Below are 12,537 nucleotides of genomic sequence, written 5' to 3'. Positions count from 1 at the left end.
GCTATCAGACCGCCCTCATGAGCAGGGTCAGTGCGACGAGCACCGCCGCACCGCCGAACATCGAGACCGCGTACGACCGGGCGTAGCCGTTCTGCAGCCGGCGGAGCCGTCCGGAGAGGCCGCCGACCGAGGCCGCCGTGCCGTTGACGACGCCGTCGACCAGGGTGTGGTCCACGTACACCAGGGAGCGCGTGAGGTGCTCTCCGCCGCGGACGAGGACGACGTGGTTGAAGTCGTCCTGCAGCAGATCGCGCCGGGCGGCCCGGGTGAGCAGCGATCCGCGCGGGGCGACGGTGGGGACGGGGCGACGCCCGTACTGGGCGTAGGCGATGCCGACGCCGACCAGGAGCAGCACCAGGGTCGCGCCCGTGACCACCCCGGCGCTGACCGGCGAGTGGCCCTCCGCGTGACCGGTGACCGGCTCCAGCCAGTGCAGGAAGCGGTCGCCCAGCGAGAAGAGACCGCCCGCGAACACCGACCCGAAGGCCAGCACGATCATGGGGATCGTCATCACCTTGGGCGACTCGTGCGGGTGCGGTTCGGCGTGCTCACCGCGGTGCTCCGCGGCGGGCGATGGGGGTCCCCCCGGCCGAGCGGATTCGAGGCTGGGGGAACTCGGCTCGTCCGGGGAGGCGGTCGGCCGGTTCCGCCAGCGCTCCTCCCCGAAGAACGTCATCAGCATCACGCGCGTCATGTAGTACGCCGTGAGGGCCGCGCCGAGCAGGGCCGCGCCGCCGAGGATCCAGCCCTCGGTGCCGCCCTTGGCGAACGCCGCCTCGATGATCTTGTCCTTGGAGAAGAAGCCGGACAGGCCCGGGAAGCCGATGATGGCCAGGTAGCCGAGGCCGAAAGTGACGAACGTGACCGGCATGTACTTCCGCAGGCCGCCGTACTTGCGCATGTCGACCTCGTCGTTCATGCCGTGCATGACCGAGCCGGCCCCGAGGAACAGCCCGGCCTTGAAGAAGCCGTGCGTGACCAGGTGCATGATCGCGAAGACGTAGCCGATGGGGCCGAGGCCCGCCGCGAGCACCATGTAGCCGATCTGCGACATGGTCGAACCGGCCAGTGCCTTCTTGATGTCGTCCTTGGCGCAACCGACGATCGCACCGAAGAGGAGCGTGACGGCGCCGACCACGGTGACGACCAGCTGCGCGTCGGGCGCCGCGTTGAAGATCACACCGGAGCGGACGATCAGGTACACGCCCGCGGTCACCATGGTCGCGGCGTGGATGAGGGCCGAGACCGGGGTCGGGCCCTCCATGGCGTCCCCGAGCCAGGACTGGAGCGGCACCTGGGCCGACTTGCCGCAGGCGGCGAGCAGCAGCATCAGGCCGATGGCGGTGAGCTTGCCCTCCCCCGCCTTGTCCGCGCCGGCGAGGACCGGCTCGAAGGCGAAAGTCCCGAACGTCGTGAACATCAGCATGATGGCGATCGACAGGCCCATGTCGCCGACGCGGTTGACGAGGAACGCCTTCTTCGCGGCGGTGGCGGCGCTGGGCTTGTGCTGCCAGAAGCCGATCAGCAGGTACGAGGCGAGGCCCACGCCCTCCCAGCCGACGTACAGCAGCAGGTAGTTGTCGGCGAGGACGAGCAGCAGCATCGCCGCGAGGAACAGGTTCAGATAACCGAAGAAGCGGCGCCGGCGCTCGTCGTGCTCCATGTACCCGACCGAGTACAGGTGGATGAGCGATCCGACGCCCGTGATCAGCAGCACGAACGTCATCGACAACTGGTCGAGCCGGAACGTGATGTCGGCCTGGAAACCGGCCACCGGGATCCAGCTGAACAGGTGCTGCGTCATGGTGCGTTGGTCGGCGCCCTTGCCCAGCATGTCGGCGAAGAGGACGACGCCGAACGCGAAGGAGGTGGTCGACAGCAGCGTGCCGATCCAGTGACCGACCCCGTCCAGCCTTCTGCCGCAGCACAGCAGGACGGCTGCTCCGAGCAGGGGCGCTGCGATCAGCAGCGCAATCAGGTTCTCCACGATTCAGCGACCCCTTACAGCTTCATCAGGCTGGCGTCGTCGACCGAGGCCGAGTGGCGGGTACGGAACAGCGACACGATGATCGCGAGCCCGACCACGACCTCCGCGGCGGCGACGACCATCGTGAAGAAGGCGATGATCTGGCCGTCGAGATTGCCGTGCATCCGGGAGAAGGTGACGAACGTGAGGTTGCAGGCATTGAGCATCAGCTCGATGCACATGAACACCACGATCGCGTTCCGCCGGATCAGCACGCCGGTGGCGCCGATCGTGAACAGCAGGGCGGCGAGATACAGGTAGTTGACCGGGTTCACTTCGATGCCTCCTCGGTCCTCTTGAGCGCGGGCCGCTCTTCCTCGGTCCGCTCCAGGCGCTCGGCGGTGCGGTGCTCCAGGGCCTTCAGATCGTTCAGTGCCTGCTCGGACACGTCCCGGATCTGGCCGCGGTCGCGCAGCGTCTTGTTGACGGTCAGCTCGGACGGGGTGCCGTCCGGGAGGAGACCCGCGACGTCCACCGCGTTGTGCCGGGCGTACACGCCGGGGGCCGGCAGCGGCGGAACGTGCTTGCCTTCCCGTACGCGCTGCTCGGACAGTTCGCGCTGGGTCCTGGCGCGCTCGGTGCGCTCGCGGTGGGTGAGCACCATGGCGCCGACCGCGGCCGTGATGAGCAGCGCGCCGGTGATCTCGAAGGCGAACACGTACTTGGTGAAGATGAGGGCGGCCAGGCCCTCCACGTTGCCGTGCGCGTTCGCCTGGCCCAGGCCGTCGAAGTCCTTCAGCGCCGCGTTGCCGATGCCGCCGAGCAGCAGGACGCCGAAGCCCACGCCGCACAGGAGCGCCAGCCAGCGCTGGCCCTTGATGGTCTCCTTCAGGGAGTCCGCCGCGGTGACGCCGACCAGCATCACCACGAACAGGAACAGCATCATGATCGCGCCCGTGTAGACGACGATCTGCACGACCCCCAGGAAGTAGGCGCCGTTGGCGAGGTAGAACACCGCCAGGACGATCATCGTGCCGGCCAGGCAGAGCGCGCTGTGCACGGACTTCTTCATGAAGACGGTGCACAGGGCGCCGATCACCGCGACGGTGCCCAGGACCCAGAACTGGAACGCCTCACCGGTGGAGGTGGTGTAGGCGGCGAGCTGCGCGCTCATGCGTCCACCTCCTCCCCCGAGGGCTGTTCGCCCTTGGAGACGGCGACCTGGCGCACCGTGCCGGGCGCGGCCTCCGTCACCAGGCCCCGGTAGTAGTCCTGCTCGTCCATCCCCGGGTAGATGGCATGGGGGGTGTCCACCATGTCCTCTTCGAGGCCGGCCAGCAGCTGCTCCTTGGTGTAGATGAGGTTGGCGCGGCTGGAGTCGGCCAGCTCGAACTCGTTCGTCATCGTGAGCGCGCGGGTCGGGCACGCCTCGATGCACAGGCCGCACAGGATGCAGCGGGCGTAGTTGATCTGGTACACCCGCCCGTACCGCTCGCCCGGGGAGTAGCGCTCCTCGTCGGTGTTGTCGGCGCCCTCCACGTAGATCGCGTCGGCGGGGCAGGCCCAGGCGCACAGCTCACAGCCGACGCACTTCTCCAGGCCGTCCGGATGGCGGTTGAGCTGGTGCCGCCCGTGGAACCGCGGAGCCGTGGTCTTCTTCTGCTCCGGGTACTGCTCGGTGAGCCGCTTCTTGAACATGGCCTTGAAGGTCACGCCGAAGCCGGCCACAGGGTTCAGGAAACCGGGCTTGGTCTCCTTGGGCTCCTCAGCCATCGGACGCCTCCTTTCCATCCGTAGATCCGTCACTGACAGTGTCCGCCCCGCCACTGACAATCAGCTCCCGCTCCCGGTGCGGGCGGCGCCTCGGCACCGGCGGCAACGTCTGTCCCGGCAGCGGCGGTACGGGGAACCCGCCCGCCATCGGGTCGAAGGCCGCGGGCTCCTCGGCGGAGCGCGCGGTCTCCTTCGCCTTCTCGCGGAACATGTCGGCGACGAACGACAGCAGCAGCAGAGCGAGGACGCCGCCGGCCACGTACAGGGCGATGTCGCCGAAGGCGTAGTTCTCGTTGCGCAGCACCCGTACCGTCGCGACGAGCATCAGCCAGACCACGGAGACCGGGATGAGGACCTTCCAGCCGAGCTTCATCAGCTGGTCGTAGCGCACGCGCGGGAGCGTGCCGCGCAGCCAGATGAAGAAGAACAGCAGCAACTGGACCTTGATGACGAACCAGAGCAGCGGCCACCAGCCGTGGTTCGCGCCCTCCCAGAAGGTGCTGATGGGCCACGGGGCCCGCCAGCCGCCCAGGAAGAGCGTGGTCGCCACGGACGAGACCGTCACCATGTTCACGTACTCGGCGAGCATGAACATCGCGAACTTGATCGACGAGTACTCGGTGTTGAAGCCGCCGACCAGGTCGCCCTCGGACTCCGGCATGTCGAAGGGGGCGCGGTTGGTCTCGCCGACCATCGTGACGATGTAGATGATGAACGAGACCGGCAGCAGCAGGATGTACCAGCGGTCGTGCTGCTGTTCGACGATCCTCGAGGTGGACATCGAGCCCGAGTAGAGGAACACCGAGGCGAAGGCGGCGCCCATGGCGATCTCGTAGGAGATCATCTGCGCGCAGGAGCGCAGGCCGCCGAGCAGCGGGTAGGTGGATCCGGAGCTCCAGCCCGCGAGCACGATGCCGTAGATGCCGACCGAGGCGATCGCAAGGACGTAGAGCATCGCGATCGGCAGGTCGGTGAGCTGCATCGCGGTGCGGTGGCCGAAGATCGAGATCTCGTTGTCCGCGGGCCCGAACGGGATCACCGCGATCGCCATGAAGGCCGGGATGGCCGCGACGATCGGCGCCAGGATGTAGACGACCTTGTCGGCGCGCTTGACGATGAGGTCTTCCTTGAGCATCAGCTTCACACCGTCGGCGAGCGACTGGAGCATGCCCCAGGGGCCGTGCCGGTTGGGGCCGATGCGCAACTGCATCCAGGCGACGACCTTGCGCTCCCACACGATGGAGAACAGCACGGTCACCATCAGGAAGGCGAAGCAGAAGACCGCCTTGATGGCGACCAGCCACCACGGGTCGCGGCCGAACATGGAGAGGTCTTCAGCTGCGAAGTACGGGCTCATGCCTCCACCTCCTTGGGGGCTTCGTCGGCGGACGTCGCCGGGCCGATGCGGACGAGGGTGCCGGGCAGCGCCCCGGTGTCGGAGATGACGCCGCCGCCCGTGGAGTTCATCGGGAGCCACACCACGCGGTCGGGCATCTCGGTGATCTGCAGCGGGAGCTCAACGGTTCCGGACGGGCCGCTCACGGTCAGCACCGCCCCGTCCTCGACGCCGGCCTCAGCGGCGGTGGCGGCCGACACACGCGCGCGTGCCGCGTGCCGCGTGCCGGCGAGCGCGTCGTCGCCCTCCTGCAGACGCCCCTGGTCCAGCAGCAGCCGGTGGCCGGCGAGCACGGCCTCCCCGGCGGCCGGGCGGGGCAGCTGAACGCCGACGCCCAGGGAGTCGGCGGACCGCGGCCCGTCCCATGCGCCGAGCCGGTCCAGCTCCGCACGCACCGTGCGCAGATCGGGCAGTCCCAGGTGGACGTCCATGGCGTCGGCGAGCATCTGCAGCACCCGCGCGTCGGTGGGCGGCAGCCGCCGGGTCATCTGCTCGGGCTTGAGCGCGGCCTCGAAGAAGCGCGCCCGGCCCTCCCAGTTGAGGAACGTGCCGGCCTTCTCGGCCACCGCCGCCACCGGCAGCACCACGTCGGCGTGCTCGGTGACCTCGCTGGGGCGCATCTCGAGCGAGACCAGGAAGTCCACCGCGGAGAGTGCCGCACGCGCGCGTGCCGGATCGGGCAGATCGGCCACCTCGACGCCGGCCACCACCAGTGCCTGCAGCTCGCCGCCCGCGGCGGCGTCCACGATCTGGCCCGTGTCACGGCCGTAGCCGCTCGGCAGGACCGCGACGCCCCAGGCGGCGGCGACCTCCTCCCGGGCCCGCGGGTCGGTGGCCGGACGCCCGCCCGGCAGCAGCGAGGGCAGCGCGCCGACCTCGACGGCGCCGCGCTCCCCGGCCCGGCGCGGGATCCACACCAGTTCGGCGCCGGTCGCCGCCGCGGCCCGGACGGCGGCGGTGAGCCCGCCCGCCACGCCGGCGAGGCGCTCGCCCACGACGATCACCGCGCCCTGGGTGCGCAGTGCCTCGGCGGCCCGGACGCCGCCCTCCTCCAGGCCGACCTCGCTCGCCAGCGCGTCCAGCCACTCGGGCTCGGTGCCGGGCGCGGCGGGCAGCAGCGTTCCGCCCGCCTTCTCCAGGCCCCGGGTGGCGTGCGTGGCCAGCGAGAAGACCAGCTGCTTGTGCTTGCGCCACGCCTTGCGCAGCCTCAGGAAGACGCCGGGCGCCTCCTCCTCGGACTCGAATCCGACGAGCAGGACGGCCGGCGCCTTCTCCAGGGAGGTGTACGTGACGCCGCCGCCGTCGAGGTCGCGGCCCCGCCCGGCGACCCGGGCGGCCAGGAAGTCGGCCTCCTCGGTGCTGTGCACGCGCGCGCGGAAGTCGATGTCGTTGGTGTCGAGCGCCACGCGCGCGAACTTGCTGTAGGCGTAGGCGTCCTCGACGGTGAGCCGTCCGCCCGTCAGCACACCGGCCCGGCCCCGCGTGGCGAGCAGGCCCTGCGCCGCCACCCGGAGCGCCTCCGGCCAGGACGTGGGCTCCAGCTCACCCGATTCGTTCCGCACCAGCGGCTGGTCGAGCCGGTCCTTCAGCTGCGCGTACCGGAACGCGAAGCGCCCCTTGTCGCAGATCCACTCCTCGTTGACCTCGGGCTCGTTGGCCGCGAGACGCCGCATGACCTTGCCGCGCCGGTGGTCGGTGCGGGTCGCGCAGCCGCCGGAGCAGTGCTCGCACACCGACGGGGACGAGACGAGGTCGAAGGGACGGGCGCGGAACCGGTAGGCCGCCGACGTGAGCGCGCCGACCGGGCAGATCTGGATGGTGTTCCCGGAGAAGTACGACTCGAAGGGGTCGCCCTCGCCGGTGCCGACCTGCTGGAGCGCGCCGCGTTCGAGCAGTTCGATCATCGGGTCGCCGGCGATCTGCTGGGAGAAGCGGGTGCAGCGGGCGCACAGCACGCAGCGCTCGCGGTCGAGCAGCACCTGGGTGGAGATCGGCACCGGCTTCTCGTAGGTGCGCTTCTTGCCGTCGAAGCGGGAGTCGGCGGCGCCGTGCGACATCGACTGGTTCTGCAGCGGGCACTCGCCGCCCTTGTCGCAGACCGGGCAGTCCAGCGGGTGGTTGATGAGCAGGAACTCCAGCATCCCCTTCTGGGCCTTCTCGGCCACGGGCGAGCTGAGTTGAGTCTTCACCACCATTCCGTCCGTACACGTGATCGTGCAGGACGCCATGGGCTTGCGCTGGCCCTCGACCTCGACCATGCACTGGCGGCAGGCGCCCACCGGGTCGAGCAGGGGGTGGTCGCAGAAGCGGGGTACCTCGATGCCGAGCTGTTCGGAGGCACGGATCACCAGGGTGCCCTTGGGCACGCTGATCTCGATGCCGTCGATGGTCAGCGTGACGAGGTCCTCCGGCGGGATGGCCGCCTCCCCCTTTCCGGAGGGGCGCTGGCCCGCGGCGGAGCCGCTGTCGGATTGCTGTACGGTCATGCGTTCACCTCCGTGCGGTCGGCCCAGGCCGTGGACTTGGCCGGGTCGAAGGGGCAGCCCCGGCCTGTGATGTGCTCCTCGTACTCCGCGCGGAAGTACTTCAGGGAGGAGAAGATGGGTTGGGCGGCGCCGTCGCCGAGGGCGCAGAACGCCTTGCCGTTGATGTTGTCGGCGATGTCGGCGAGCTTGTCGAGGTCGGCCATGGTGCCCTTGCCGGCCTCGAGGTCCCGCATCAGCTGCACCAGCCAGTACGTCCCCTCACGGCACGGGGTGCACTTGCCGCAGGACTCGTGGGCGTAGAACTCGGTCCAGCGGGTGACGGCGCGGACCACGCACGTCGTCTCGTCGAAGCACTGCAGGGCCTTGGTGCCGAGCATGGAACCGGCGGCGCCCACGCCCTCGTAGTCGAGCGGGACGTCGAGGTGCTCGTCGGTGAACATGGGCGTCGAGGAGCCGCCCGGAGTCCAGAACTTGAGGCGGTGGCCGGGCCGCATGCCGCCGCTCATGTCGAGCAGCTGGCGGAGCGTGATGCCGAGCGGGGCCTCGTACTGGCCGGGGTTCGCGACGTGGCCGCTGAGCGAATAGAGCGTGAAGCCGGGGGACTTCTCGCTGCCCATCGACCGGAACCATTCCTTGCCCCGGTGCAGGATCGCGGGAACCGACGCGATCGACTCGACGTTGTTCACGACAGTGGGGCATGCGTAGAGGCCCGCGATGGCGGGGAAGGGGGGACGCAGCCGCGGTTGGCCACGGCGGCCTTCGAGCGAGTCCAGCAGCGCGGTCTCCTCACCGCAGATGTACGCGCCCGCCCCCGCGTGCACGGTGAGGTCGAGGTCGAGCCCGCTGCCGAGGACGTTCTTGCCGAGGTAGCCCGCCTCGTACGCCTCGCGCACGGCGGAGTGCAGCCGCCGCAGCACGGGGACGACCTCACCGCGCAGGTAGATGAAGGCGTGCGACGACCTGATGGCGTAGCACGCGATGACGATGCCCTCGATGAGGCTGTGCGGGTTCGCGAAGAGGAGCGGAATGTCCTTGCACGTTCCGGGCTCCGACTCGTCGGCGTTGACAACAAGATAGTGAGGCTTGCCATCACCCTGGGGAATGAACTGCCACTTCAATCCCGTCGGGAATCCCGCGCCGCCGCGTCCGCGCAGTCCGGAGTCCTTGACGTACGCGATCACGTCGTCCGGCGACATGGCGAGCGCCTTGCGGAGCCCTTCGTAGCCGTCGTGCCGTCGGTAGACGTCCAGCGACCAGGACTTCTCCTCGTCCCAGAAGGCGGACAGCACGGGTGCGAGCAGCTTCTCGGAGCTGGTCTCCCCCGCGCCCTCGAAGCCGCTCGGGCGGGCGGTGCCCCCGTTCTCGGCTGCCACGGTCATCACTGCCCCTCCTCGGCGACGGGCCCGGCCGGGTGGCTCGGGTCTGAAGCCGATGTGTCCTGCGGCGCGTCGTGCGAGCTGGGGTGCACGTCCGCGTCCGCTGCCGTCCCGGTCCGCGGCTCGTGGTGCGGTCGGCCCTCCCGCGGGTGGACCACACGCGCGGCGGGCTGCTCCCCCTTGGCCAGCCGCAGCCCGGCGAGCGAGGCCGGGCCCGCGCCACCGGACGCCTCGACGGCCCCGTCCCGTTCGTCGGGGAAGCCGGCCAGGATCCGCGCCGTCTCCTTGAAGCTGCACAGGGGGGCGCCACGGGTGGGTTCGGCCTGCTGCCCCGCCCGCAGGTCGTCCACGAGACGCTTGGCGCTCTCGGGGGTCTGGTTGTCGAAGAACTCCCAGTTGACCATCATGACCGGCGCGTAGTCGCAGGCCGCGTTGCACTCGATGTGCTCCAGGGTGACCTTGCCGTCGTCGGTGGTCTCGCCGTTGCCGACGCCGAGGTGCTCCTGGAGGGCGGAGAAGATGGCGTCGCCGCCCATCACGGCGCACAGCGTGTTGGTGCAGACGCCGACCTGGTAGTCGCCGGAGGGCCGCCGCCGGTACATGGTGTAGAAGGTGGCGACCGCGGCCACCTCGGCCGTGGTCAGCTCCAGCACGTCCGCGCAGAACTGCATCCCGGTGCGCGTCACATGGCCCTCCTCCGACTGCACGAGGTGCAGCATCGGCAGCAGGGCGGACCGGGAGTCCGGGTAGCGGGCGATGATCTCGCGGGCGTCCTGCTCGAGCCGTGCTCGAACGTCGTCCGGGTAGTCGGGCGCGGGCAGCTCGGGCATGCCCAGGCTGACGCCGTGATCCGAAGAACTGGTGGTCACCGGTCGACGCCTCCCATCACGGGGTCGATGGACGCGACGGCGACGATGACGTCGGCGACCTGGCCGCCTTCGCACATCGCGGCCGTGGCCTGCAGGTTGGTGAAGGACGGGTCCCGGAAGTGGACCCGGTAGGGCCGGGTGCCGCCGTCGGACACGACGTGCACACCGAGTTCGCCCTTGGGTGACTCGACGGCCGCGTACGCCTGTCCCGGCGGGACGCGGAAGCCTTCGGTCACCAGCTTGAAGTGGTGGATCAGGGCCTCCATGGAGGTGCCCATGATCTGCTTGATGTGGTCGAGGGAGTTGCCGAGCCCGTCGGGCCCCAGGGCGAGCTGGGCGGGCCAGGCGATCTTCTTGTCCGCGACCATGACCGGGCCGGGCTCCAGCCGGTCCAGGCACTGCTCGACGATCCTGACCGACTGGCGCATCTCCTCAAGGCGGATGAGGAAGCGGCCGTAGGCGTCGCAGGTGTCGGCGGTCGGGACGTCGAACTCGTACGTCTCGTAGCCGCAGTAGGGCTGCGCCTTGCGCAGGTCGTGCGGCAGTCCCGCCGCCCGCAGGATCGGGCCGGTGGCGCCGAGGGCCATGCAGCCGGCCAGGTCGAGATAGCCGATGTCCTGCATGCGGGCCTTGAAGATGGGGTTCCCGGTGGCGAGCTTGTCGTACTCCGGGAGGTTCTTCTTCATCTTCTTCACGAACTCGCGGATCTGGTCCACCGCGCCCGGCGGCAGGTCCTGGGCGAGTCCGCCGGGGCGGATGTAGGCGTGGTTCATCCGCAGGCCGGTGATCAGCTCGAAGACGTCGAGGATCAGTTCCCGGTCACGGAAGCCGTAGATCATGATCGTGGTGGCGCCCAGCTCCATGCCTCCGGTGGCGATGCACACCAGGTGGGAGGAGAGCCGGTTCAGCTCCATCAGGAGCACGCGGATGACCGAGGCGCGGTCGGGGACCTGGTCCTCGATGCCGAGGAGCTTCTCCACGGCGAGGCAGTAGCCCGTCTCGTTGAAGAACGGCGTCAGGTAGTCCATGCGCGTCACGAACGTGGTGCCCTGCGTCCACGTGCGGAACTCGAGGTTCTTCTCGATGCCGGTGTGGAGGTAGCCGATGCCGCAGCGTGCCTCGGTGACGGTCTCGCCCTCGATCTCCAGGATGAGCCGGAGCACGCCGTGTGTGGAGGGGTGCTGCGGTCCCATGTTGACGACGAGGCGTTCGTCGTCGGCGCGGGCCGCGGACTGGACGACCTCGTCCCAGTCGCCGCCGGTGACCGTGTAGACGGTGCCCTCGGTGGTCTCGCGCGGAGAGGCGGAGGACGGAGTCTGGGTGTTCATGAGTACGACCTCCGCTGGTCCGGAGCCGGGATCTGGGCGCCCTTGTACTCGACGGGGATGCCGCCGAGGGGGTAGTCCTTGCGCTGCGGGTGGCCCAGCCAGTCGTCGGGCATCATGATCCGCGTCAGCGCCGGGTGGCCGTCGAAGACCAGGCCGAAGAAGTCGTACGTCTCGCGCTCGTGCCAGTCGTTCGTCGGGTAGACCGGGACGAGCGACGGGACGTGCGGGTCGGCGTCGGGGGCGCTGACCTCGAGGCGGATCAGCCGATTGTGAGTGATCGAGCGCAGGTGGTAGACGGCGTGCAGCTCGCGCCCCTTGTCGCCGGGGTAGTGCACTCCGCTGACGCCCGTGCACAGTTCGAAGCGCAGCGCCGGGTCGTCGCGGAGCGTCCGCGCGACGACGACGAGGTATTCGCGCTCGATGTGGAAGGTCAGCTCGCCGCGGTCGACCACCGTCTTCTCGATGACGTTCCCGGGAAGCAGCCCCTGCTCCTCCAGGGCGCCCTCCAACTCGTCGGCGACCTCGTCGAACCAGCCGCCGTAGGGGCGGGTGGCCGCGCCGGGCAGCCGGATGGAGCGCACCAGACCGCCGTAGCCGGAGGTGTCGCCGCCGTTGTTGGCACCGAACATGCCGCGCTGGACGCGGATCTCCTCGCCGTGGTCCCCGCGCATGCCCGGGAGGTTGGCGGCGCCGAGGTCCTTCTCGGGGTTGACGCCGTCGCCGTCGGCGCCGGTCGCGCCGTCGCGCGGCGTGTTCGCGCCGTTGCTCTTCGCGTCGCTCATCGCAGCAGCCCCTTCATCTCGATCGTCGGGAGGGCCTTGAGCGCCGCTTCCTCCGCCTCACGGGCCGCCTCCCGGGCGTTGACGCCGAGCTTGGAGGTCTGGATCTTCTGGTGCAGCTTGAGGATCGCGTCCATCAGCATCTCGGGCCGCGGCGGACAGCCGGGCAGATAGATGTCGACGGGCACGATGTGGTCGACGCCCTGGACGATCGCGTAGTTGTTGAACATGCCGCCCGAGGAGGCGCACACCCCCATGGAGATCACCCACTTGGGGCTCGGCATCTGGTCGTAGACCTGCCTCAGGACCGGCGCCATCTTCTGGCTGACCCGGCCCGCGACGATCATCAGGTCCGCCTGGCGGGGCGACCCGCGGAACACCTCCATGCCGAAGCGCGCCAGGTCGTAGCGGCCGGCGCCGGTGGTCATCATCTCGATGGCGCAGCAGGCCAGCCCGAAAGTGGCCGGGAAGACGGATGCCTTGCGCACCCATCCCGCCGCCTGCTCGACAGTGGTCAGAAGGAAACCGCTCGGCAGTTTTTCTTCGAGTCCCATGGTTACAAGC

At 69.7% G+C, this 12,537-nt stretch carries 11 protein-coding genes; all 11 read right to left on the bottom strand.

Going from position 1 to position 12,537, the window contains the following annotated elements; genetic code table 11:
- Positions 1-4 precede the first annotated feature (4 nt).
- From nuoL to ACFYMU_RS27195, 11 genes are read right to left on the bottom strand one after another with little or no spacing between them, the layout of a single operon-like run.
- A complete protein-coding gene (nuoL, locus tag ACFYMU_RS27245) occupies positions 5-1,987 on the bottom strand; it encodes an NADH-quinone oxidoreductase subunit L (protein WP_388378347.1) in 1,983 nt (660 codons plus the stop codon).
- A 14-nt stretch (positions 1,988-2,001) separates the two neighbouring features.
- Positions 2,002-2,301 (bottom strand): NADH-quinone oxidoreductase subunit NuoK, encoded by a 300-nt coding sequence (nuoK, locus tag ACFYMU_RS27240; RefSeq protein WP_388378345.1) that lies wholly within the window; start codon positions 2,299-2,301, stop codon positions 2,002-2,004.
- Positions 2,298-3,140, bottom strand: a complete 843-nt coding sequence (locus tag ACFYMU_RS27235; protein ID WP_388378342.1) for an NADH-quinone oxidoreductase subunit J — start codon at positions 3,138-3,140, stop codon at positions 2,298-2,300. Before ACFYMU_RS27235 ends, nuoK begins: the two co-directional genes overlap by 4 nt.
- Positions 3,137-3,739, bottom strand: coding sequence for an NADH-quinone oxidoreductase subunit NuoI (gene nuoI, locus ACFYMU_RS27230; protein WP_388378339.1), 603 nt, complete (start codon positions 3,737-3,739; stop codon positions 3,137-3,139). The genes ACFYMU_RS27235 and nuoI overlap by 4 nt, the downstream gene beginning before the upstream one ends.
- The gene (gene nuoH / locus ACFYMU_RS27225; RefSeq protein WP_388378336.1) at positions 3,732-5,096 is read right to left on the bottom strand and encodes an NADH-quinone oxidoreductase subunit NuoH; all 1,365 of its coding nucleotides are present in this window, start codon (positions 5,094-5,096) and stop codon (positions 3,732-3,734) included. The genes nuoI and nuoH overlap by 8 nt, the downstream gene beginning before the upstream one ends.
- Positions 5,093-7,621, bottom strand: coding sequence for an NADH-quinone oxidoreductase subunit G (locus ACFYMU_RS27220; protein ID WP_388378333.1), 2,529 nt, complete (start codon positions 7,619-7,621; stop codon positions 5,093-5,095). Before ACFYMU_RS27220 ends, nuoH begins: the two co-directional genes overlap by 4 nt.
- On the bottom strand, positions 7,618-9,003 hold the full coding sequence (gene nuoF, locus ACFYMU_RS27215; protein WP_388378331.1) for an NADH-quinone oxidoreductase subunit NuoF: 1,386 nt from the start codon (positions 9,001-9,003) through the stop codon (positions 7,618-7,620). The genes ACFYMU_RS27220 and nuoF overlap by 4 nt, the downstream gene beginning before the upstream one ends.
- The gene (gene nuoE, locus ACFYMU_RS27210) at positions 9,000-9,866 is read right to left on the bottom strand and encodes an NADH-quinone oxidoreductase subunit NuoE (protein ID WP_388378328.1); all 867 of its coding nucleotides are present in this window, start codon (positions 9,864-9,866) and stop codon (positions 9,000-9,002) included. Before nuoE ends, nuoF begins: the two co-directional genes overlap by 4 nt.
- Positions 9,863-11,194 (bottom strand): NADH-quinone oxidoreductase subunit D, encoded by a 1,332-nt coding sequence (locus ACFYMU_RS27205; protein ID WP_388378325.1) that lies wholly within the window; start codon positions 11,192-11,194, stop codon positions 9,863-9,865. The genes nuoE and ACFYMU_RS27205 overlap by 4 nt, the downstream gene beginning before the upstream one ends.
- Entirely contained in the window at positions 11,191-11,976 is a 786-nt protein-coding gene (locus ACFYMU_RS27200) for an NADH-quinone oxidoreductase subunit C (protein WP_388378322.1), read from the bottom strand. Before ACFYMU_RS27200 ends, ACFYMU_RS27205 begins: the two co-directional genes overlap by 4 nt.
- The gene (locus ACFYMU_RS27195) at positions 11,973-12,527 is read right to left on the bottom strand and encodes a NuoB/complex I 20 kDa subunit family protein (protein WP_388378319.1); all 555 of its coding nucleotides are present in this window, start codon (positions 12,525-12,527) and stop codon (positions 11,973-11,975) included. The genes ACFYMU_RS27200 and ACFYMU_RS27195 overlap by 4 nt, the downstream gene beginning before the upstream one ends.
- Between the last annotated feature and the right edge of the window lie 10 nt (positions 12,528-12,537).

The sequence above is a fragment of the Streptomyces sp. NPDC007264 genome (assembly GCF_042869095.1).
Taxonomy (GTDB): domain Bacteria; phylum Actinomycetota; class Actinomycetes; order Streptomycetales; family Streptomycetaceae; genus Streptomyces.
Note: the sequence above shows the minus strand (reverse complement) of the source record. Positions and strands in the feature narration are given on the sequence as shown.

Excerpts from the sequence above, each read along its gene's own strand:
- ACFYMU_RS27200 (WP_388378322.1), bottom strand. The coding sequence starts at position 11,976 with ATGAGCGACGCGAAGAGCAACGGCGCGAACACGCCGCGCGACGGCGCG.
- nuoH (WP_388378336.1), bottom strand. The coding sequence starts at position 5,096 with ATGAGCCCGTACTTCGCAGCTGAAGACCTCTCCATGTTCGGCCGCGAC.
- ACFYMU_RS27205 (WP_388378325.1), bottom strand. The coding sequence starts at position 11,194 with ATGAACACCCAGACTCCGTCCTCCGCCTCTCCGCGCGAGACCACCGAG.
- ACFYMU_RS27195 (WP_388378319.1), bottom strand. The coding sequence starts at position 12,527 with ATGGGACTCGAAGAAAAACTGCCGAGCGGTTTCCTTCTGACCACTGTC.
- nuoI (WP_388378339.1), bottom strand. The coding sequence starts at position 3,739 with ATGGCTGAGGAGCCCAAGGAGACCAAGCCCGGTTTCCTGAACCCTGTG.
- ACFYMU_RS27220 (WP_388378333.1), bottom strand. The coding sequence starts at position 7,621 with ATGACCGTACAGCAATCCGACAGCGGCTCCGCCGCGGGCCAGCGCCCC.
- ACFYMU_RS27235 (WP_388378342.1), bottom strand. The coding sequence starts at position 3,140 with ATGAGCGCGCAGCTCGCCGCCTACACCACCTCCACCGGTGAGGCGTTC.